Below are 21,628 nucleotides of genomic sequence, written 5' to 3' on the forward strand. Positions count from 1 at the left end.
AGCCCCACAGTGACCGGCTGACCCACCGCGAACCGCGGAAATGATGCCTGCTCACTTCCTTTGTCCCATTCCTCCCTCTTCGACTTCCCCGAATGGTCCGCCGTCACACCGGAACCGACCGGCAAACGGCCTTCTCCCGCTCCACCGCCCGTCCGAACCGACAGCCAAGGCACTGGAGAAAACCATGGAAATCCCCCCACAGACGATCGGCGACCTGCTACTTCGCGCCGCGACCGAACACCCCGGCACCGGGATCCGCTACTGCTCGGGCAGGGCCGGATCCGAGTACCGCGACCAGAGCCACATCGAACTGCTGCAGGAGGCACGCCGCGTGCTCGCCGGCCTGCGGGCCCGCGGAGTCCGGCCGCGGGACAAGGTCGTGCTCCTGCTGGAGCACCAGCCCGACTTCCTCGCCGCGTTCTGGGCCACAGTACTCGGCGGATTCGTCCCCTGCCCGATGGCGCCGCTGCGCGGCGACCAGGCCCGCTGGACTGCCCAACTCACCCATGTCAACGGACTGCTGGACCAGCCTCTGGTGATCACCAGCGAGAGCCTCGCGGCCGAGCTGCCCGCGGTGGAGGGCCTTGCCGTCGCCACCCTCGCGTCCCTGTCCGAGGGCGCGCCGGAACCCGCCGAAGAGCTGCACCGGGCAGCGCCGGAGGACGTGGCCGTCCTCGTCCTGACCTCCGGCTCGACCGGCGACTCCAAGGCGGTCAGGCTCAGCCACGCCAACCTGCTGGCGTCCATGGCCGGAAAGAACGGCTACCACCGCCTCACCGCCGCCGACACCAGCCTCAACTGGGTCTCGTTCGACCATGTCGCCGCCCTGCTGGAGTGCCATCTGCTGCCGCTCTCGGCCGGCTGCCGCCAGGTCCACGTGCCGGCGCAGGTCGTCCTCGGGGAGCCCCTGGAGTTCCTGCGGCTCGCCTCCGAGCACCGGGTGACCATGACCTTCACCCCCAACTTCCTTCTGGGACTGCTGAACTCCGCCGCCGACCGGGCGCCGGAGGAGGAGCTGGAGCAGCTTGACCTGACCGGACTGCGGCACATCGTCAGCGGCGGCGAGTCCGTGGTCTGCGCCACCGGCCGGACCTTCCTGGAGCGGTTCGCGCCGTACGGGCTCGCCCCCACCGCGCTCTGGCCCGCGTTCGGCATGACCGAGACCTGCGCCGGCAGCATCTACTCGCTCGCGTTCCCCCAGGCCGACGAGGGCGAGGAGTTCGCCAGCCTCGGCACCCCGGTCGCCGGGCTGCGGATCCGGGTCGCCGGCGACGAGGACCGCGCGCTGCCCGAGGGCGAGGTGGGCGAGCTCCAGCTGAGCGGCCCGATGATCACCCACGGCTACCACAACAACGAGCAGGCGACCCGGGAGGCCTTCACCGCCGACGGCTGGTTCCGCAGCGGCGACCTCGGCCGGATCAACGGCGGGCGGCTCACCCTCGTCGGCCGCAGCAAGGACAGCGTCATCGTCAACGGCGTCAACTACTTCAGCCACGAGATCGAGGCCGTGCTGGAACGGCTGGACGGTGTCGCCTGTTCCTACGTCGCGGCGTTCCCCACCCGCCCGGCCGGCAGCGACACCGAGCAGCTGGTGATCGCCTTCCGCCCGGAGGTGCCATGGGAGGACGAGGCCGGCCTCTACCGGGTACTGGCCTCGGTGCGCAGCAGCGTGGTGATGCAGTGGGGCTTCCGGCCCGCCCTGATCCTGCCGCTGCCCGCCGAGGCCTTTCCCAAGACCAGCCTCGGAAAGATCCAGCGCTCGCTGATGCGCAACCGGTTGGAGACCGGCCGATACGAGCAGGAGGTGCACGCAGTAAGGGAGTTGACTCTGCGTCGACTCGGCGGTCACACCGCGCCGGAGGGCGAGACCGAGCAGGTCCTCGCCGGGATCTACGGCGAGCTCTTCGACATCGACCCGGCCCTGATCAGCGCCACCGCCAGCTTCTTCGACCTCGGCGGCACCTCGCTGGACATCCTGCGGCTGCGCAGCCTGGTGGCGCAGCGCCTGGGTGTGCCCGGTCTGCAGATCATCACCGTCCTGACCTCACCCACCGTCCGGTCGCTCGCCGCCCGGCTCACCGGGCCGCGGGGGCCCGGTGAGCCCGACTTCGACCCGATCGTGCCGATGCAGCTGAGCGGTGACAAGACACCGCTGTTCTGCGTCCACCCCGGCGTCGGCGAGGTGCTGGTCTTCGTCAACCTCGCCCAGTACTTCGTGGGTGACCGGCCGTTCTACGCGCTGCGCGCCCGGGGCTTCAACGACGGCGAGAAGCCGTTCCGGACCTTCGAGGAGATGGTCGACACCTACGTGGCCGCGATCCGGGCCCGGCAGCCGCACGGCCCGTACGCCGTCGCCGGCTACTCCTACGGCGGTGCCGTCGCCTTCGAGATCGCCAAGGTGCTGGAGGAGCAGGGCGAGCGCGTCGACTTCGTCGGCAGCTTCAACCTGCCGCCGCACATCAAGTACCGGATGGACGAGCTGGACTTCGCCGAGACCGCCGTCAACCTGGCCTTCTTCATGGCGCTGGTCGACAAGCGGCAGGCGCGGGAGCTGCCAGGCCTGCTGCGCGGGCTGCCCCGGGAGGAGCAGCTGGCTCGCCTGCTCGCCGTCGCCCCGGCCGAGCGGATCGCCGAACTCGACCTGGACGCCGACCGGTTCGGCGCCTGGGCGGAGATCGCCGACCGGCTCACCGATCTGGGCCGCGAGTACCAGCCCGGCGGAAGGGTCCGCGAGATGACGGTCTTCTACGCCGTGCCGCTGCGGGGCAGCAAGGAGGACTGGCTGGAGAACGAGCTGCGCCGCTGGGACGACTTCACGGACGGTCCCAACCGGTACGTGGACGTCCCCGGTGAGCACTACACGCTGATGGGGCCGCAGCACGTGGCGGCCTTCCAGGCGATTCTGCGCAAGGAGCTGGACCGGGCGATGGGAGAGGGCAAGTGAGGGGCAAGAAGATCCTGGTGACCGGCGGCACCGGGCAGGTCGCCCGGCCGGTGGCGGAGGCGCTCGCCGCGGAGAACGACGTCTGGTGCATCGGCCGCTTCGGCACCCCGGGCGTGGCGGACGAACTGCGGGCGCAGGGGATCACCACCTGGCGCTGGGACATGGCGGACAGTGACCCGTACGCGCTCAAGGGCCTGCCGGAGGACTTCACCCACGTCATCCACTCCGCCGTCGAGCGCGGCGGCGACGGCGACGTCAACGCCACGATCGAGGTCAACGCCACGGCCACCGGCCGGCTGATGTCGCACTGCCGCACCGCCGAGTCCTTCCTGTACGTGTCGACCGGCGCCCTGTACGCCCGCCGCACGCTCGACCACAAGTACACCGAGGACGACCCGATCGACGGCGTCGCCGACTGGCTGCCCGCCTATCCGGTGGGCAAGATCGCCACCGAGGGCACGGTCCGGGCGTTCGCGCAGGTACTCGGCCTGCCGGCGACCATCGCGCGGCTCAACATCGCGTACGGCCCGGGCGGCTACGGCGGCGTGCCGATGCTCTACTTCAAGCGGATGCTCGCCGGCGAGCCGATCCCGGTGCCGCTGGAGGGGCAGAACTGGTGCTCGCTGCTCCACACCAGCGACCTGGTACGCCAGGTGCCGCTCCTGTGGGAGGCGGCGTCGCTGCCCGCGACCCTGGTCAACTGGGGCGGCGACGAGTCGGTCGGGATGACCGACTGCGTGCGCTACATCGAGGAGCTGACCGGCGTCCGGGCCGACCTCGTGCCGAGCGCCGTCACCCGGGAGACCTACCAGTTCGACCCGACGCTGCGCCGGCGGCTGACCGGTCCCTGCGAGGTCGGCTGGCGCGACGGCATCCGCCACACCCTCGAAGCCCTTTACCCCGAGCACGTCCGCAGCTGAGGAGATCGAGCACATGTCCCGAGAGTCCGAGAACCTCGAAACGATCCACGCCGCGTACCGGGCCTTCCACGACCGCGACCTGGCCGCGCTGCTGGCGACCATGGACGCGGACATCGAGTGGGTCCACCCGGACGGCCTGGCCGCGTACGGGCTGGGCGGCACCAAGAACGGCCACGCCGGGGTACGGGAGTTCCTGGCCAAGGTACCGACCGTGCTGGGCGGCATGCGGCTGGAGCCGCAGGAGTTCGTGCACTCCGGCGACCGCGTGGTGGTGTTCGGCGTACGCGCCGTCACCTCGCTGAGCGGGCACACCGAGACCCTGCCGTTCATCCACTCCTGGACCATCCGGGACGGCCGCGCCGTGCGGATGGAGGACGTCTTCGACACCGTCGTCTTCGCCCGGCTGATCGAGAGCTGACCGGCGGACGACCCCGCCGGCCGGAAGCCCGGCACCGGACGAGCCGTCCGGCCCCGAGGGGGCCTTTCCGGGCCCGGTCGCACCCCGTGTGCGGCCGGGCCCGCGGAGGGCGCCCTCCCGGCGTTCCCGGTGCTCCGCACGGCCGTTCAGCAGGCCGCCCCGCCGCCGTTCCACGGTGAGTGGAGGCGCCTCAGGTAGGCGTAGGCGTCCGGCAGGGTCTCCAGCAGGCTGCGCTGCTGGCGGCGCACCCGGTCGAAGACCGGCACCGCGCCGCGCACCGACTCGGGCCGGTGGGCGAGGGCGGGCGGCGGGCCGTCGGGCTCCAGGCCGAGCCCGGCGAGGACGCAGTAGTAGTCGGCGTCGCTCCACGGGCTGAGCGGTTCCTCCGTGCTGTGCCCGTAGTACCGGGCTTCCTCCGCGAGCACCGACCCGGCGAGCAGGCCGGCCCGGTAGAGGTCGGTCCTGGTGCGCGCGCCGCCGGACAGCGCGAGCCCGCGGGCGGCCTTCCAGAACGGTGTGTCCGTGCGCGGGGAACAGCCGTAGCGGAGCTGGAGGAAGTCCCCCGCCTCGTCGAACGAGCAGGCCGTCGCCCGGTTGAACCGCTCCTGGAGCACCGGCTGGGGCGGCCCGCCGGGAAAGTGCCCGACCAGCAGTTGGAGGGCCCGGACCACCAGGTGCAGCCCGCCCGCCCCTCCGGGTTCCAGCACGCCGGCCGCCGGGCCGACGGCCACGCAGTTGCGCACCCAGGCACGGCGGGTGCGCCCTGCGGGCTGCTCGTGGTACGCGACCTCGGTGCGCTCCGGGTCCAGGCCCCAGAGCCGGCAGAGGTCGCGGGCGGCCTCCGCCGCGCCGGCGAACTCCCGCGCGTACACGTAGTCGGCGCCCGCGCGGTCCAGCAGCGGGTAGAGCCCCGCCCGCCCGGCGGGCATCGCGAGCAGGGTGCTGTGCGGCTCGATGCCGCGGCGCCGGCCGTCCGGCTGCGGGACGCTCACCGACACCACGGCGTCGCACGGCAGCTGGTCCCGCAGGTCGAGGAACGGCTCCGCCAGCACCGCACCGATCAGCCGGCGGTCGGCGGAGCAGTCGACGAAGAGCTGGCCGGTGAGCCGCTCGCCCGCGGCCGTGTGCAGGGCGGTCAGGTGGCCGCGCTCGTCCTGTTCGACCCGGGCCAGGGCGCCGCGCACCCGTCGTACGCCCCGGACGGCAACGCTGTGGCGACGCAGGTAGCGGGTGAAGGCGCGGCGGTCGAAATGCCAGCCGTAGCGGGTGGCGGGCCGGCCGTCGAGCCAGCGCGGGGAGCGCCGGGCGTCCAGCAGCGGCGGCTCGCGGAAGCACGCGTAGTCGAACGGCTCGGTGGTCTCGCCCCGGTGCCGGCGGTGCTGCCAGTAGTGCGAGAGCGGGAGCCGGTCGTGCTCGGGAAGCAGCCCGAACGGGTGGTAGAAGGCATCGGCCCGGGCGCTCGGGAGCGCTCGCGGGCGGGCGTCGACGGGCCCCGCCGTACGCCAGTTCACATAGCGGTCGGCCATGCTGAACGTGGCCGCGCAGGCACGCATCCAGTCGTCCTCGTCAATTCCGAGAATGTCGAAGAAGCAGTTCTGGAGTGACGGGAGCGCTCTTTCCACGCTGGGCTCCGCGGCGGCGTCCGCCTCCTCCAGGACCGTCACTGAAACAGTCTCCTGGAGCTCCTTCCGGAGATAGGCGGCGCTCATCCAGGCCGCCGGTCCGGCTCCGAGAACTATCACGTCGCTGATGCTTCTATCCACGTCAGGACGTTGCCCGAGCGGCCCATAGGATTTCTATGAAACTTCTGTCCGCCGCCGCCGACGGGCCGCAGAGGATTCATAGGGGGGCCATAGCCGCCGGGCCGATCCTCTTCTCGCGACCAGGAATTCCGCGAGAGGACCGGAGGCGATTGTGGAGACAATCAGCAGCAACACCAACGTGATCGAACAGGAATTGCCGCTCTACCTCGATCTCGAACTTCTGCTCAGCGACCCGGACATGCTGGCGGCGACCGCACCGCTCCCGGCCCGCAGTCTCGATGTCGGACACGCCGGTGGGTGCGGCTGACGGCGCCGGCCGGGACGCGCAACGCCGAGCGCCCGCCCCGCAAGAAGCGGAACGGGCGCTCGGCCGGAAGAGCCCGGCCCGAGAGCCGTCAGGCGACGAGGGCGGCCACGGGCTGCTCACGGGCGACCAGGCGGACCAGCGGCGCGAAGCGGTAACGCAGTCCGGCGCGGTCGTCGCCGGCGGCGGTGAGCAGCCGAGCGCCGGTCAACAGCTCCAGCACCTCCTCCGCCTCGGGTTCGGTCGCGTGGAGCACCCCGGCGGCGTCGGCGACGGTGAAGCTGTCGGCCTCGTCGAGCGCGAGGGCCGGCAGGGCCGCGCGGGCAGCCGGGTCGAGCCCGGCCAGGCCGGCGCACAGGCGCACCCGGACGTCGAGGTCGCCGAAGCGCAGCTCGTCCAGCCGGCGGTCCACCGGGGCCAGGCGGTCGGCGAGGCGGGCCGGTGTCCAGTGCGGGTGGGCGGCCAGGCGGGCGGCGCAGATCCGCAGGGCGAGCGGCAGGCGGTCGCAGAGTTCGACGATCCGGGCGGTGGCGGCCGGGTCGGCGCTCACCCGTTCCTGGCCGGCGGTCGCGAGCAGCCGGTAGGCGTCGGGGAAGTCGAGCGGACCGATCCGGACCGTCCGGGCGCCCGCCAGCGCGCCGAGCACCGCGCGACCGGCGACGACCGTGCGGCAGCGGGCGTCGGCGGTGAGCAGCGGGCGGACCTGGCGGCCGTCGGAGGCGTTGTCCAGCACCACCAGGGCCTGGCGGCCGGCGAGCAGGCTCCGGTACAGCTCGGTGCGTTCGTCCAGGCCCTCCGGCATCGCGCGCTCGTCGGTGCCGAGCGCGCGCAGGAAGCGGGCGAGGACGTCGGCCGGGTCGACGGCGGTGCCGTCGGCCGCCCGCAGGTCGGCGTAGAGCCGGCCGTCGGGGAAGTCCGCCTGGGCGAGGTGGGCGGCGTGCACGGCGAGTGCGGACGTCCCGGTGCCGGCGGCACCGGTCAGGACCACCGGGCCGGCCGCTCCCCCGGCGACGGGATCCGTTCCGTGGGCGCGCCGGGCCCCCAGGGCGTCCAGCACCGCCGCCAGCGGGCGCTCGCGGCCGGCGAAGTCGGCGCTGCCGGGCGGCAGCATCGCCGGAACCAGCCCGCTCCAGGCTCCGCCGCCCTCGGCCGGGCGCGCAGCGGTGGGCGACGGCTCGCCCCCGGTCCGGGTGGCCGGGAGGACGGCCACGGCCGCCGGCCGCTCCGCCGCGGGCGGGCCGGGCAGGGTCCCGGTGAGCACCTGCTGGTGGAGCCGGCGCAGCGTCGGCCCCGGGTCCGCGCCCAGCTCCTCGGCGAGCAGCCGCCGCCCGGCCTCGTACAGCTCCAGGGCGTCGCCCTGCCGGTCGCAGCGGTACAGGGCGGTCATCAGTTGCCCGCGGAGCCGTTCGCGGGTCCGGTGCTCGGCGACCAGCCCGCTCAGCTCGGGGACGGCCGCCCGGTGGCCGCCGAGGGCGAGTTCCGCCTCGATGCGGTTCTCCAGGGCCGCGAGCCGGCTCTCCTCCAACCGGGGCAGCTCCTTCTCGGCCAGGTGCTCGGTGACGCCGGTCAGCGGCTCGCCGCGCCAGTGTGCCAGCGCCGCCGACAGCAGCTCGGCCGCCCGGGCGTAGTGGCCGGCGTCCAGGGCGCGGCGGCCGAGCTCGGCGCCCCGCTCGAACTCGCGCAGGTCGACCCTGGCCGGCCCGGTGTCCAGCCGGTAGCCCGGGCCGCGGCGGACCAGGGTGACCTGCGGCCCGAGCCGCCCGCGCAGCCGCGAGGCGTAGGTGTGCAGTTGTGCCGTCCAGGTGGCCGGCGGGTCCCAGCCCCAGAGCAGGGTGCTGAGCCGGTCGTCGGGCAGCAGCCGGCCGCCGGCCAGCAGCAGGGCGGCCAGAACGGAGCGCTGCTTGGCGCCGTCCAGGGGGACGTCCCGGCCGTCGGCCGCCGCCTCGACCGGACCGAGCAGGCGGAACTCCAGGGTCGGAGCGGCCTCCCCGGCATCCGGGGACTCGACGAACTGCATGGGCTGACCCCGTTCCACGCGGCGGAAATCCTGACCGGCCGACCGTACGGAGCCGGCCTGTCGCCGCTCTGTCGGGTGGATTTCGCCCCCGGCCCCAGGTCTTTGAAACCGGTTCGAAAGAGGGTCAAAATCCCTTCCGCATAAGGTCGTGCCCGGCGGGGGCCCACGAGAGACCGAGGAGACCGACCATGACCCACGATCGCGCGGACGACCCCTGGACCGCCGTCGCCCGCAGTACCCGGGCGGACCAGGGGACCGACGGCCTGCCCCGCTGGTAGGTCACGCCTCCAGCAGTTGCCAGAGCCGCTCGGAGTCGAGGGCGCCGGCGCCCCGCACGGCCCGGTCGAGGCCGGCCACCCGCTGCTGCCAGACCGGTGAGCCGAGCTCGTCGAAGAGCGCGGCCGCGGTGGCGAGGAGGCCGGCCCCCTCGACCCGGTCCCCCAGGACCACGGTCACGCAGGCGAGCAGCGTGCCCACCCGGGCCTCCAGGAAGCGGTCCGACACCCGCACGGCCACCGCCAGCGCCTCACGCAGGGTGTCGGCCGCCTCGGCCGGCCGGGCCTGCTTCCACAGCGCCTCGCCCAGGCAGCGCAGCGAGTGCGCCTCGCCCCGGAGGTCCCCGGTGGCGCGCACGAGTTCGAGTGCCCGGCGGCTCGCCGTCTCGGCCCGCTCCCCCTCGCCCTGGCTGACCAGCACCTCGGCCAGCCGGACGGTGCTCTGTGCCTCACCGCGCGTCGAGCCCACCGCGAGGTGCATCGCGATCGCCTGCTCGGTGAGCTCCAGGCTGGTCCGCTGGTCGCCGTACTCCAGCTCGATCCGGGCCAGGATGCCCAGCACGTGGGCCTCGGCGTAGGGGTCGTCCGCCGCGCGGAACCCGGCCAGCGAGTGGTAGCCCTCCTCCCGGGCCGCCGCCAGGTTGCCCCGGTTGCGCTCGTAGAGGGCGAGGTTGCGCCGGACCAGCGCCTCGCCGCGCCGCTCGCCGTGCTCCTCGAACAGCCGCAGGGCGCGTCCCAGCCGGGCGCCGGCCTCCTCCCAGCGGAACTGGACGACCTCCAGGGTGCTCAGGGAGTGCAGCATCGCCGCCTCGCCGAGGGCGTCGCCGGTGCGCTGCGCCGCTGCGAGCGCGCGTTCGGCGCACTGACGCCATTCCTCCGGGTAGTTGCGGTTCTGGAAGAGCGTGACGCTGGTCATGGTGAGGTCCCAGGCGAGCGCGGACTCGCCGTTCTCGGCGGCCTGGTCGACGATGCCGACGATCGAGGCGCGCTCGCGCTCGAACCACTCCATCGGGTCCTCCACCAGCGCGCCGACCAGCCCGTCGGGCAGCGGGTGCCGGGGCCCCGGGCCGTGCACGACGGTGTAGTCGCCGCCGTAGATGCGGCGGTGCGCCTCCTCGGCGAGGAACAGCCAGCCGCCGAAGACGCGTCGCAGCGCCGCACTCCGGGCCGACGAGTCCTCCTGCTCGTGGGCGCACTCGGAGGCGAAGAGCCGCAGCAGGTCCTGGAAGCGGTAGCGGACCTGGCCGCTGTGGCGGTCGGCCACCACCTCCAGCAGTTGGGCGTCTACCAGCTGCTCGATCAGGTCCTCGGCGTCCAGCGGGTCGATGTCCAGCAGGGCGGCGCCGACCCAGGCGGAGAAGTCCGGCACGTTCAGCAGGCCGAGCAGCCGGTACATCCGGGCGACCTGGGCGGGCAGGCCGCGGTAGCTGAGGCGGAAGCCGGCCCGCACCCCGCGCGAGCCCTCGCTGAGTTCGTCCAGGCGGCGGTGCTGGACCTTCAGCCGGTCCACCAGCTGCCGTACCGTCCAGTGCGGCTTGCCGGCCAGCCGGGCCGCGGCGATCCGCAGGGCCAGCGGCAGCCGGTCGCAGAGCGCGCCGAGTTCGGCCACGCTGGCCGGGTCGGCCGCCAGCCGGTCGCCGCCGACCACCTTGGTCACCAGTTCGGCCGCCTCGGCCTGGTCCAGCGCGCCGAGCGAGAGGTGGACGAAGTCGTAGTCGCCGGCGAGGCCGTCGAGCGGGTCGCGGCTGGTGACCAGGACGCAGTGGCGGCCCGTGCCGGGCAGCAGCCAGCGGATCTGCTCGAACGAGCGGGCGTTGTCGAGGACCACCAGGACCCGCCGGGCGCCGAGTTCACTGCGGAAGCGGTCGGCGCGCTCGACCAGGTCGGCGGGGATCTCCGGGGCGGGCACGCCGAGGGCGCGGAGGAAGCGGTCCAGGACGGCGTTGGGGGTGAGCGGCTCGTCGGACTCGTCGTAGCCGCGCAGGTCGGCGAAGAGCTGGCCGTCCGGGAAGCGCGCGGCCACCCTGTGCGCCCAGTGCCGGGCCAGGGCCGTCTTGCCGACCCCGCCGATGCCGGTGATCGACCCGACCGGGAGCACCGAGCGGTCGCCCGAACCGGCCAGCAGTCTGTCCAGGATGGCCAGTTCCTCGGCCCGTCCGGTGAAGGCGGCGACGTCGGCCGGGAGTTGGGCGGGGATCGCCACCGCAGCGACGACGGCGGGCGGCGGCCCGGGGGCGGCGTCCTCGATCGGCGCGGCCGTGGGCGCGGTCAGCCAGGACTCGTCGGCGAGCACGGCATCGTGCAGTTTCTGCAGCAGCGGGCCGGGTTCGATGCCGAGTTCGTCGACGAAGAGCCGGCGTGCCTCCCGGAAGGTCTCCAGCGCCTCGGCCCGCCGGCCGGAGCGGTACTGGGCGAGCATCAGCTGCGCCCTGGCCTGCTCGCGAAGCCCGTTCTCCTTGATGAAGGACGTCAGCTCGCCGACCAGCTCGCGGTGGCGGCCCAGGTCCAGGCGCAGCGCCGTGAACTCCTCGTAGACGGCCAGACGCAGCTCGCCGAGCCGGGTGGCCTCGGCCGCCACGCGCTCGCCGACCACACCCTCCAGGGCGGGGCCGCGCCACATGCCGAGCGACTCCTCCAGCAGCTCGGCCGCCTCGGTGCTGCGCCCGCTCCGCGCCGCCGCCCTGGCCTCGGCGACCAACTCCTCGAACTCGACCGCGTCGATGCGGTGTTCGCCGGTGGCCAGCAGGTAGCCGGGGTGCACGGTGACGATCAGGTCGTCGATGCCGACGGCGGCCTTGAAGGTCTTGCGCAGCCCGGAGACGCAGATGGCGATCTGGTTGACGAAGGTGTTCGGAGGCCTGCCCTGCCAGACGGCGTCGGCGAGCGTGTCGACCGAGACGACGCGATTGGCGGAGAGCAGCAGCATCGAGAGGATGGTGCGCTGCCGGGCCCCGGAGAGCGGCACCGGCCGCCCGTCCACCTGGACGTCCAGCGGCCCGAGGATCCTGAACACCACCTGGAGCATCAGCCGCCTCCCCTCGGCCGCAGCCGCGCGGCGATTCGGCCGCATTCGCTTCGATCTTCCAATTTGCCTTGTTCGTAACAGCCTTGCGCGCGGGCGGGCAAGCCGGGTTACAGGAAGCTGCCACCCGCCCCGGGCATCAGAGCCGGTGGGGGCGCGGAGCGGCACGCGTCCAGCGGGCCGGGACCGGGCTCCGCGACGGCGCCGGCGGCTGCTCGGCTCGGCGGCGTGCGGCCAGGACCAGCACCGCCGCGAGGGCGGCCAGTTCGTCCGCCGTCGGGCTTCCGCGCAGGACCCGCAGCAGCGCCCCGGGCCGTTCGGGCCCACCGGGGGCGGTGGCACTCACCCCGGCGGGCTCCCGTCCTTCCGGGCCCGGAGCGGCATCTGCCTGGCGGCCGGCCTGTCCGGCGCTCCGATGAGCACCCGCCAGGTCCTGCGCGGCCAGGGCCCCGGGGCCGCGGAGCGGGTCGGACTCCTGATGGACCGTCATCTTTTCGCCGGCCTGCCGGGCCCCGGTGGCCCCGGCGCCGCCGGAGCGGACGGCAGTCCTCAGGCCCCGCGGTACCTCGACCCGGTCCCGCACGGTGGACGCGGTGAGTGCGGCATCCGGCACCGGTCATCCCCCCTTCTGGTGGTCGGCTGTTCCCGACGGACAGTCGAACGTTAGGGACCCCGGGTGCGGGACGCCACGGTTCGCCCGCCGGCGGTCCGCAAGCTGAACCGCCCGCCGCCGGTCGCGCCCCCGGCCGGCGGCGAGTGGCCACAAGCTGTCACGTCGCAGGTGTGCGGGAGACCAGCGGTGCGATGCTGCAGCCTCACCTCTGCAGTCGCGGACTTCGGTCGCGCACCATCCATCAGTTCGGGTGGCCGTGCGGGCTCGCACCCCGTTCGAGGGCCATCGGACCACAAGGAGTGTCATGTTCACACGGATCGGACGGTTCGTCGTCCGCCGACCGTGGCTGGTCGTCGCAGCCTGGCTCGTTGCGGCCGTCGCGCTGACCGCCCTGGCCCCCAAGCTCAAGTCGACCACCGACCAGGCCGAGTTCCTGCCCTCGCACTACGAATCCGTCCAGGTCGCCGACCTGGAGAAGCGTGCCTTCCCGGGACAGGACCAGCCGGCCGCGATCGGTGTCTTCAAGCGCGGTGACGGCGCCACGCTGACCGACGCCGACAAGGCCGACGTGGCGAAGGTCGCCGCGGGCCTGGGCGCCAAGCAGTACGCCCACCTCAAGAAGGTCGAGTCGGACCCGGCCGCGTTCTCCCCCGACGGGAAGATCGGCCTGGCGCAGATCTACGCCGACACCAAGGAGATCTACGAGCCCGCCGTCACCGACGACGTCAAGCAGCTGCGGGCGGACGCCAAGGACCTGCTGAGCGGCACCGCCCTCAAGCTCGGCGTCACCGGCCCGGCCGCCAGCGCGCTGGACGCCCAGGAGTCCGGCAGCAACACCGACGGCATGATCATGATGGCCACCCTGCTGCTGATCATCATCCTGCTGGGCGTCATCTTCCGCAGCCCGCTGATCGCGCTGCTTCCGGTGGTCGTCATCGCCATGGTCTACCTGACCGCCATCGGGCTGATCTCCACCGCCAGCTCCGTCTTCGGCCTGACCGCCGACAGCTCCGTCTCCACCATGCTGATCGTCGTCCTGTTCGGCGTCGGCACCGACTACCTGCTCTTCCTGCTCTTCCGCTACCGGGAGTTCCTGCGGGCCGGGCTGGAACCGCGGCCCGCCATGGCCGAGGCCGTCGCCCGTGTCGGCGAGACCATCGCCTCCGCCGCCGGCGCCGTGGTGGTGGCCTTCCTGGCACTCACCCTCTCCACCATGGGCATGCTGCGCGCCATGGGCCCGGCGCTCGCCATCGCGGTCGCCGTCAGCCTGGTGGCGGGTGTGACCCTCGTCCCCGCGGTCTTCGCGCTGCTCGGGCGGGCCGCCTTCTGGCCCTCCAAGGCCTGGCGGCGTGAGCCCAAGAACGCGCTGCCGCAGAAGATCGGTGCCCTGACGGCGCGTCGCCCGGCCGTCGTGGCTGCGGTCTCCGGCGGTCTGCTGGTGGTGCTCGCGGTCGGCGCGCTCAGCTTCAAGCCCTCCTTCGACATGAGCAGTTCGCAGCCGAAGACCCTGGAGTCCGTGCAGGCCATGGACGACCTCCAGAGCGGCTTCTCGGCCGGCCGCGCCGAGCCGACCACCGTCTTCCTGGAGAAGACCGCCGGCGGCGCGCTGCCCGCCGAGCAGCTGGCCGCCTACCGCGACAAGCTCGCCGGCATCGCCGGAGTCTCCCAGGTCTCGGAGCCCGTACCGGGCGCCGACGGCTCGGTCGCCCAGTACAGCGTCTCGCTGAGCTACCGCCCCAGCGAGGACAAGGCGATCGACCTCGTCGACGGCCCGCTGCGCGACCAGGCCCACGCCGCCGCGCCCGCCGGTACCAAGGCCCTGGTCGGCGGCACCTCCGCCGTCCTGGCCGACATCCGCACCGCCGTCGAGCACGACTACACGGTCGTCTTCCCGGTCGCCGGGCTTGCCATCATGGTGATCCTCGGCCTGCTGCTGCGCAGCGTGGTCGCGCCCTGGTTCCTGATGATCTCGGTCGGACTCGGCTTCGCCGCAACGCTCGGCGCAACGGTCTGGCTCTTCCAGGGCCTCAAGGGCGAGGACGGAGTGCTGTTCAGCCTGCCGGTGCTGGTCTACCTCTTCGTGGTAGCCATCGGGACCGACTACAACATCCTGATGGTCGCCCGCCTGCGCGAGGAGATCCGCGAGGGCAGCGACCCGCGCGAGGCCATCCGGCACGCCATCGCGAGGTCCGCGCCGACCATGAGCGCGGCGGCGGTCATCCTGGCCGGCACCTTCGGTGTGCTGATGCTCGCCGACAACTCGATGCTGCAGCAGATGGGCTTCGCGGTGGCGTTCGGCATCCTGCTGACCGCCTTCGTGATGGCGCTGTTCCTCGTCCCCGCCGCCACCACCCTGCTGGGCCGCCGCGCCTGGTGGCCGGGGCTGGCGGAGCAGGCGCCGGCGCGATCCGGCGAGGAGCCGGTCCTGGTCTCCACCGGACGCACCACGGGCTGACCCGTCACCACCACCGACGAGGGACCGCCGGGTCGGCTTCGACCCGGCGGTCCCTCGTCTTTCGGCTTCCGGCGCTACGAAGTGCGGTGCTCCACCAGGGCGACCAGGTTGTCGAGGGCCTGGCGGGCCGGGATGTCCGGCAGGTCGGCCAGCGCCTCGCGGGCGTCCGCGGCGTACGCGTGCAACAGCTCGCGGGCGCGCGACTCGGCGGTGGAGCTGCGCAGCAGGGCGGCCGCGCGACGACGGTCGCGCTCGTCCACCAGCGGCCCCCCGTCCAGCAGTTCGCGCAGTTCGGCGGCGCGCGGCCCGTCCTCGCTCAGCGCGAGCAGCACCGGCAGGGTGCGCACCCCGGCGGCGAGGTCGATGCCGGCGTCCTTGCCGGACTCGGCCGGCTCGGCGGTGAAGTCCAGCAGGTCGTCGGAGAGCTGGAAGACGATGCCGAGCTGCTCGCCGTACTCGCCGAGCGCCCGGACGGCCGGCTCAGAGGCGCCGGCCAGCTGCGCGCCCAGGCGCAGCGCGAGCGCGATCAGCGAGGCGGTCTTGTCGGAGATCACTCCCAGGTGGTGGGCCAGCGGGGACTCCTCCGCCCCCGGGCCGGTCAGCTCCCGCAGCTGCCCGCGGACCAGGCGCTCCGCGGCCTTCCCCTGCAACCGGACCACGTCGTCGCCGAGGTCCGCGGCGAGCCGGCCGGCCTTGACGAGCAGCCGGTCGCCGAGCAGGACGGCGGTGCGGTTGCCCCAGCGGGCCGGGGCACTGGGCACGCCGTGCCGGCTGCGCGCGCCGTCCATCACGTCGTCGTGGTGCAGCGAGGCCACATGGACCAGTTCGACCAGGGCGGCGGCGTCCAGCACGCGCTCCGAGGGCGCCGTGCCGGCCGGACCGCCCGGCCGGCCGCCGAACTCGGCGGCGAGCAGCACGAGCAGCGGCCGAAGCCGCTTGCCGCCGGCCCTGATCAGGTAGCCGGACCAGTCCGCGACGAGCGCATCGGGGACGTCGGCCGCGACCGCGCGCAGCCGCACCTCCGCCTCCGAGGTGGCCCGGTGCAACCTGGCGGTGAGGCCCGGGTCGGTGACGTCCAGGCGGCCGGCCAGCGAGTCGGGCCGCAGGTCGGCGGTCAGGGCGGTCATCGGTCCTCCAGCGGGGCGTCAGTACGGTCGTTCGAACTCGACCCTAGGAGCCGTCCCGTCCGGCGGGCCCGGCTTCCCCGACAAGCTGGCAACAAGCTGTCACCGGGCATGCGGAAGGCCCCGGTCCGCGTGGGGTCGGACCGGGGCCTGGTCGTGGCGGCGCGGCGGCGGAGGCCGTCGGCCGCCAGTGGTCGTCAGGCGCCCATCGCCGCGATCAGGCTCTTCGGGCGCATGTCGGTCCAGTTGGTGTTGATGTACTCCAGGCAGGCCTCACGGCCGTCCTGGCCGTGGACGACCGTCCAGCCGGCCGGGACCTCGGCGAAGGCGGGCCAGAGCGAGTGCTGGTTCTCCTCGTTGACCAGAACGTAGTAGGAGGCGCTGTCGTCCTCGAAGGGGTTGGTCGCCATGATCGGGCTCCTGTCGGATGGTTGTGGAACGAAGGTTGGTCAGCTTGCGGTGGCGCTGGCGGCCGCCATGCGGTGGCGCACCGCCGAGACGAATCCGGGCAGGCGGTCGATTCCCCAGAACCGCTGGTAGCCGTCGATGAAGTACGGCACCCCGAAGACCCCGTCCCGGTAGGGCGCGTTGAGCGCCTCCAGGCCGCGGTTGCGCACCTCCGGGTCCTGCCAGGCCCAGCCCAGGAGCCGGGGGTCGAGACCGAGTTCCCCGCCGAGGGCGGCGACGACACCGGGGTCGGAGATGTCCCGGCCCTCCTCCCACCGGGCGCGGTAGGCCAGGTCGATGAACTCCCGGCCCCGGCCGTGGTCGCGGGCGACCAGGTAGGCCAGGTGCGAGACCTCCCAGCGGGGCGCCCGGTCCAGCGGCCAGACCATCTCCAGTTCGCGCTCCCGGGCCAGCCGGCCGACGTCCTGGAGGACGTACAGGTACTTCTCCCTGGACATCGCCACGTACGGCAGTTGCACGCCGCTGGACTCCAGGTGGTCGTGGTGCGCGTCGTCCGGTTCCCAGAACGGCAGCCAGTCGATCGCCTCCGCCACATCGGGATACCTCCCGGTGAGGTCCCGGTAGGCCATCCAGGAGTACGCGCTGCTGAACGAGAAGTACCAGCGCGGCAGTTTTCTTGCCATCACCGTCTCCAAGGAATTCGCAATGAATTGCCGTACGGATTTCTATCGATTTCTGCGGGACCGGGGCAAGCCTTCTGCAACTTACTGCCAGGTCCCGCGAGCCGGCGCCGGGAATTCCCGGCCGGCCGAAGGACGGCCGGTCAGGTCAGGCCCTGGCCGAGCCGCGTCGCCGCGTCGATCAGCAGGCCGCCGCAGAGCCGACCCGGAGTGCGGGAGAGCAGCGAGACCGGGCCGTCGACCACCAATGCGGCGACCACCTTCCGCGCGGCCCCGCGCACCGGCACGGCGGCCGCGGCGAAGCCCAGCTCGCCCGCCCCCAGGCTCTGCGCCCAACCCTGCTGCCGGACGCGCGTCAGGGTGAAGCCACCGAAGCCGGCACCCTGCACCGCATGGGTGAGCTCCTCCGGATCCTCCCAGGCCAGCAGCACCTGGGCGCCCGCACCGGCCTTCATCGGCAGGGCCACGCTCAGCGCCGACCGGGCCTGACGACCGGTGCCGGGGCCCTCCGCCGAGGCCACGCAGATCCGCAGATCGCCGTGGCGCCGGTACAGGCGGACGCTCGCCCCGGTGCGTTCCCGCAGCTCGGCCAGGACCTGGTCGGCCTCGTCGAGCAGCCGGTCCCGGCCGGCCTCGACGGCCAGCTCCCCGATCCTCGGGCCGAGCACGAAGCGGCCCTGCACGTCCCTGGTCAGCAGCCGGATGCTCTCCAGCGCCAGGGCCAGCCGGTGCACGGTCGCACGGGACAGCCCGGTGATGTCGCTGAGGGTCCGCAGCGAGGCCGGCCCGTCCGCCAGCACGCCGAGCAGCAGCGAGGTCTTGTCGAGGACGCCGACCCCGCTGGACGCGTCGATGGTCATGGTGGCCACCGCGTCACGCGATCCGCGCTGCCAGGTCGCGCACCAGCGCGTCCCGCTGGTCCAGCAGGTAGAAATGGCCGCCCGGGAACACCGTCAGGTCGAAGGAGACCGAGGCCACGTCGGCCCAGGCCGCCATGTCGACCGGGCTGATCCCCTCGTCACTGTCGCCGACATAACCGACCACCGGGCAGCTCACCGGGTGCGGGGGCTGTGCGTGGTAGGTGCCGACTATCTCGAAGTCGGCCCGCAGGGCCGGCATCACCAGCTCGTACAGGTCGGGGTCGCCGAGCAGCGCCGCCTCCGTGCCACCGAGCTTGAGCACTTCCTTGAGCAGGGCCTCGTCGCCCCCCAGGTAGGTGGGCTCCGGGGCGAGGCGGTGCGGCGCCCGGCGCCCCGAGACGTACAGACCCTCCAGCCGGACGCCGTGCTCGTTCTCCAGCCTGAGCGCGACCTCGTAGCCGAGCGAGGCGCCCATGCTGTGGCCGAACAGGGAGACCGGCAGGTCCAGGAACGGCAGCAGCGCCTCGGTCACCGCCTCGGCGAGCTCCGGCATGCTCGTGATGCAGTCCTCGGCGATCCGCTCCTGTCGGCCGGGGTATCTGGCGGCCAGCACCTCGACCCCGGCACCGAAGTACTCGGCCCAGCCGTGGAAGGCGCTGGCGGCCCCGCCCGCGTGCGGCAGGCACACCAGCCGTCTGACGGCTTCTCCACCCGACGGCGGGTAGCGCCGGAACCACCTGCTGTCGACCGTGCTTTCGATCATCTCTCCCTCTCCTCTCGGTTCGTCATGCCCGTACGCCCAGCACTGCTGGGCCGACAGCCCCGAGAGCGACCGGGCTGTCCACGGAGAGCACCTCGGCCGCCGGCGCGATCCGACGCGCCATCCCGGCGAGCGTGCGCCCCGGCCCCAGCTCGATCAGCCGGCCGCAGCCCAGCGGGCCGAGCAGCGTCCGGACGCCCGCGTCCCAGAGCACGGGCGAGGTCAGCTGGGAACACAACAGTTCGGGCCAGTCGGCGCCCGACGCGTGCGGGCGGGCGTCCACGTTGGCGACCACCGGCGTGTGCAGCGTGGCGAACTCGACGCCGGCCAGCGCGGCCCGCAGCCGTGAGGCGGCGGGCGCCATGTACGGACTGTGGAAGGCACCGCCGACCGGGACGGCGATCAGCTTCGCGCCGATCCCCGGCGCCTCGGCGCCGACCGCCGCCACACCGTCGACCGAGCCGGAGATCACCACCTGGCCGGGCGCGTTGACGTTGCCCACCCACACCTGGTGCCCGGCCTGCCGCGCGTCGGCGACCAGCCCCTCGACGGCCGGCAGCGGCGCGCCGACCAACACCCCCATGGTGCCGTCGCGCAGCTCCGCCGCCTCCCGCATGGCGCGGCCCCGGACCGCCACCAGCGCGGCCGCGTCCGGGAGGCTCAGCGCCCCGGCGGCCACCAGTGCGGCGTACTCGCCGAGGCTGTGGCCGGCGCAGGCGGCAATCGGCGCCTCGGACAGCAGCCCGCCCCGCAGTGCCTCGTCGTGCGCCATCACCGCGACGGTGAAGATCACCAGCTGCGCGAGGTCGGTCCGGCGCAGCAGCGCGCCGTCCGTGCGCAGCAGCAGCTCGGCGACGTCCTGCCCGGACTGCTCCGAGACCGTGTCGACGAGGGCCCAGGCATCGACCTCCCGCCAGGGCTCTCCCATGCCCTGCCGCTGCGTGCCCTGTCCGGGGAACAACAGCGCGATCGGTTCGGGAGTCATGGATGCACCCTTCCAGTCTGCGATCTCGATTGCCCGGGTCTTGCGGGCGGAGCCGGTCCCGCCGGGGGTGCGGGACCGGCCTCCGCCATCTGCCACCGACCGGGGCGCAGCGGTTCCCGAGGGAACGCGCGCCGCCCGGACGGCGGTTCCGGCAGCCCGCCCGGGGAGGTGGCTGCCGGAGCTCTGAAAACTGCCGGCTCCGGACCGCGGCAGGCGGCTTCCCCGCACCGTGGTCCGCGCGGGCCGGCCGGGCATCCGCCGGTGTGCGGAGACGGCCGGTTGCCGCGACTTTTCTATCCGGCCGCGGGAACCGGCGGCAACGACCCTTTCAGGAAGCTGCCAGGGCACCGGGCTGCCGGTCCTCGCCGACCCGGGCATGGTGGGCCCGGATCGGGCGGGGTGTCCGCTCGGTGGGGAGCAGTCCCAGCTCAGCGGCCCGCGATCCGGCCTGGAAGCGGGAGCTGGCCCCGAGCAGCTCCATGATCTCGGCCACGTAGCGGCGATAGGTGCGGACCGAGACCGACAGCTCCCGGGCGGCCACGTCGTCCGTCACCCCGGCGTTCAGCCGGTCGAGGATGCGCAGGGCGAACTCCGTCCTGGCCCAGCCGCCGAAGTCGAAGTGGCCGGCCAGCGGGACGGCACTGCTCCAGACACCCGCGAACAGGTTGTGCATGGTGCGGATCACGGACCTGTCCCGGATCACGGCGGCCTGCCGGCCACCGGCCGCGGAGTCGGTGCTGGCCAGGACGACCTGATGGTCGACCAGCACGGTCTCCATCCGCGGCAGCCGGGCCATCCTGACCTCCAGCCGGCTGCCCGCGTCGAGCTGGGTCCGGACGAACTCGCGGTCCAGGGTGCCCTCCACGCACAACAGCCGCACCTGGACGGAGTCGCCGCAGGCGGCCAGCAGTTCGCCCAGCGCCCGGTAGATGCCCCTGGCCCAGGGCACGTCCGAGGCGAGGACCACCTCCAGGCCCCGGCGGGTGCGGCCGATCAGCCGGGCGGCCTCGGCCGACAACACCGACTCGTCGGACTGCACGGTGGTGACCACGGCAGCACGGGACACGAAGTCCCGGTGCCTCACCACCGTGTCCTCGATCAGCGCTTGAACCTCCAACAGGCCCTGTTCGACCTCGTCCTCCGGCCAGCGGTGCGCGACCGGCGCCGGTTCCGGCACCGCCGACACTTCTCTCATCATGACAACCCCCATGACGTGCGACTCCGTCCACCGTCATGGAACAGCGCGGGTCTCGGCACTCCTACAGTGCTGTCAGCAAGCTGCGCGGCCGGCCCGCCCCAGCGCCGCCCCGGGGCCCGGATTCTGACGTTGCGTGTACGGCCGCCCACCCGAAGTGTCGATCCGGCCCTCCCGCGCGGCGGTCATTGACCGATTCCGGACATGACAGCTACCGGCCAATTTCGAATTCCCGCCCCCGGATCGGCATTACGTTCCATGGGCAACCTTTCGAGGGAGGAATTGCCGTGAAAAGCACCCCGCTCACGGACGTGACCGAACACGGTATCCACCACCGGATCGTGACAATGCTGTCGCTGATGGAGGTGCCGTACCGTCTGATCCACCACCGCCCGGAAGGCCGTACCGCCGAGGCGAGTGAAGTGCGCGGGCACTCGCTCCGGCAGGCCGCGAAATCCATCGTGGTCCGGGCCAAGACCGCCGGGGGCCCGCCCCGGCACGGTGTCGTCGTCGTTCCCGGGGACCGCCGGGTCGACCTGGAAGCCGTCGCGCAGCTGCTCGGCGGCGACCGTGCGGCGTTCGCCGACCAACGGACCGCGGAGCGGCTCACCCGATGCCGCAGCGGTTCCATCGTCCCCTTCTCGTTCCACAAGGACCTGGAGCTCCTGGCCGACCCCGGCCTGCTCGAGCACGACGAGATCTTCTTCAACGCGGCCCGGCTCGACTGCTCCGTTGCCGTGGCACCCGAGGACTGGGCCGCCATCGCGCGCCCGGTGATCCGGCCGGTCGCCCAGCGCGATCCGGTGCCGGCCGCCGGCTGAGACCCCGCCGAGGCCCGACAAAACGACAGAGCTCCGGTGGTTCGGCGATCCCGAACCACCGGAG

17 protein-coding genes are annotated in these 21,628 nt (G+C 73.2%); 6 read left to right on the forward strand and 11 right to left on the reverse strand.

Annotation, left to right across the window (positions count from 1 at the left end; translation table 11 throughout):
• Positions 1 to 184: 184 nt before the first annotated feature.
• The 3 genes from ACZ6NC_RS37050 to ACZ6NC_RS37060 are packed head-to-tail and all read left to right on the forward strand — an operon-like array spanning position 185 to position 4,282.
• Entirely contained in the window at positions 185 to 2,944 is a 2,760-nt protein-coding gene (locus ACZ6NC_RS37050) for an alpha/beta fold hydrolase (RefSeq protein WP_465738280.1), read from the forward strand.
• Positions 2,941 to 3,864, forward strand: coding sequence for an NAD-dependent epimerase/dehydratase family protein (locus ACZ6NC_RS37055; protein ID WP_465738281.1), 924 nt, complete (start codon positions 2,941 to 2,943; stop codon positions 3,862 to 3,864). Before ACZ6NC_RS37050 ends, ACZ6NC_RS37055 begins: the two co-directional genes overlap by 4 nt.
• A gap of 13 nt (positions 3,865 to 3,877) precedes the next feature.
• Positions 3,878 to 4,282 carry a nuclear transport factor 2 family protein gene (locus ACZ6NC_RS37060; protein ID WP_465738282.1) on the forward strand — a complete coding sequence of 135 codons (405 nt, stop codon included), beginning with the start codon at positions 3,878 to 3,880 and terminating at the stop codon, positions 4,280 to 4,282.
• Between the two features lie 146 nt (positions 4,283 to 4,428).
• Here the strand turns inward: ACZ6NC_RS37060 and ACZ6NC_RS37065 are convergent, their stop codons facing one another.
• The gene (locus ACZ6NC_RS37065; RefSeq protein ID WP_465738283.1) at positions 4,429 to 6,045 is read right to left on the reverse strand and encodes a tryptophan halogenase family protein; all 1,617 of its coding nucleotides are present in this window, start codon (positions 6,043 to 6,045) and stop codon (positions 4,429 to 4,431) included.
• 151 nt (positions 6,046 to 6,196) lie between these two features.
• Between ACZ6NC_RS37065 and ACZ6NC_RS37070 the strand changes: the two genes are divergently transcribed.
• A complete protein-coding gene (locus ACZ6NC_RS37070; protein WP_465738284.1) occupies positions 6,197 to 6,352 on the forward strand; it encodes a hypothetical protein in 156 nt (51 codons plus the stop codon).
• 88 nt (positions 6,353 to 6,440) lie between these two features.
• Here ACZ6NC_RS37070 and ACZ6NC_RS37075 read toward each other — a convergent pair whose 3' ends face one another.
• The 3 genes from ACZ6NC_RS37075 to ACZ6NC_RS37085 form a co-directional block, all read right to left on the reverse strand.
• Positions 6,441 to 8,384, reverse strand: coding sequence for an AfsR/SARP family transcriptional regulator (locus ACZ6NC_RS37075; RefSeq protein ID WP_465738285.1), 1,944 nt, complete (start codon positions 8,382 to 8,384; stop codon positions 6,441 to 6,443).
• 261 nt (positions 8,385 to 8,645) lie between these two features.
• Positions 8,646 to 11,666, reverse strand: a complete 3,021-nt coding sequence (locus tag ACZ6NC_RS37080) for an AfsR/SARP family transcriptional regulator (protein ID WP_465738286.1) — start codon at positions 11,664 to 11,666, stop codon at positions 8,646 to 8,648.
• Between the two features lie 136 nt (positions 11,667 to 11,802).
• On the reverse strand, positions 11,803 to 12,276 hold the full coding sequence (locus tag ACZ6NC_RS37085) for an acyl-CoA carboxylase epsilon subunit (protein WP_465738287.1): 474 nt from the start codon (positions 12,274 to 12,276) through the stop codon (positions 11,803 to 11,805).
• A 304-nt stretch (positions 12,277 to 12,580) separates the two neighbouring features.
• Between ACZ6NC_RS37085 and ACZ6NC_RS37090 the strand changes: the two genes are divergently transcribed.
• On the forward strand, positions 12,581 to 14,731 hold the full coding sequence (locus ACZ6NC_RS37090) for an MMPL family transporter (protein ID WP_465738288.1): 2,151 nt from the start codon (positions 12,581 to 12,583) through the stop codon (positions 14,729 to 14,731).
• 74 nt (positions 14,732 to 14,805) lie between these two features.
• On the opposite strand, the gene ACZ6NC_RS37095 is transcribed toward ACZ6NC_RS37090, so the two are convergent.
• The 7 genes from ACZ6NC_RS37095 to ACZ6NC_RS37125 all read right to left on the reverse strand — a co-directional run bounded on the left by ACZ6NC_RS37095 (position 14,806) and on the right by ACZ6NC_RS37125 (position 20,746).
• The gene (locus ACZ6NC_RS37095) at positions 14,806 to 15,858 is read right to left on the reverse strand and encodes a polyprenyl synthetase family protein (RefSeq protein ID WP_465738289.1); all 1,053 of its coding nucleotides are present in this window, start codon (positions 15,856 to 15,858) and stop codon (positions 14,806 to 14,808) included.
• Positions 15,859 to 16,052: 194 nt separating this feature from the next.
• The gene (locus tag ACZ6NC_RS37100; RefSeq protein WP_465738290.1) at positions 16,053 to 16,265 is read right to left on the reverse strand and encodes an MbtH family protein; all 213 of its coding nucleotides are present in this window, start codon (positions 16,263 to 16,265) and stop codon (positions 16,053 to 16,055) included.
• Between the two features lie 39 nt (positions 16,266 to 16,304).
• Positions 16,305 to 16,946: a DsbA family protein gene (locus ACZ6NC_RS37105; protein ID WP_465738291.1), complete on the reverse strand. Its 642-nt coding sequence runs from the start codon at positions 16,944 to 16,946 to the stop codon at positions 16,305 to 16,307.
• A gap of 140 nt (positions 16,947 to 17,086) precedes the next feature.
• Positions 17,087 to 17,797 carry an IclR family transcriptional regulator gene (locus ACZ6NC_RS37110; RefSeq protein ID WP_465738303.1) on the reverse strand — a complete coding sequence of 237 codons (711 nt, stop codon included), beginning with the start codon at positions 17,795 to 17,797 and terminating at the stop codon, positions 17,087 to 17,089.
• Between the two features lie 19 nt (positions 17,798 to 17,816).
• Complete coding sequence (locus tag ACZ6NC_RS37115; RefSeq protein WP_465738292.1) at positions 17,817 to 18,566, reverse strand: thioesterase II family protein; 750 nt, start codon at positions 18,564 to 18,566, stop codon at positions 17,817 to 17,819.
• Positions 18,567 to 18,588: 22 nt separating this feature from the next.
• Positions 18,589 to 19,548 (reverse strand): ACP S-malonyltransferase, encoded by a 960-nt coding sequence (locus ACZ6NC_RS37120; RefSeq protein ID WP_465738293.1) that lies wholly within the window; start codon positions 19,546 to 19,548, stop codon positions 18,589 to 18,591.
• A gap of 328 nt (positions 19,549 to 19,876) precedes the next feature.
• Complete coding sequence (locus ACZ6NC_RS37125; protein WP_465738294.1) at positions 19,877 to 20,746, reverse strand: TrmB family transcriptional regulator sugar-binding domain-containing protein; 870 nt, start codon at positions 20,744 to 20,746, stop codon at positions 19,877 to 19,879.
• Between the two features lie 284 nt (positions 20,747 to 21,030).
• On the opposite strand from ACZ6NC_RS37125, the gene ACZ6NC_RS37130 reads away from it, so the two are divergent.
• On the forward strand, positions 21,031 to 21,564 hold the full coding sequence (locus ACZ6NC_RS37130; protein WP_465738295.1) for a YbaK/EbsC family protein: 534 nt from the start codon (positions 21,031 to 21,033) through the stop codon (positions 21,562 to 21,564).
• Positions 21,565 to 21,628 lie beyond the last annotated feature (64 nt).

It is taken from the genome of Kitasatospora sp. NPDC041988 (genome assembly GCF_055588525.1).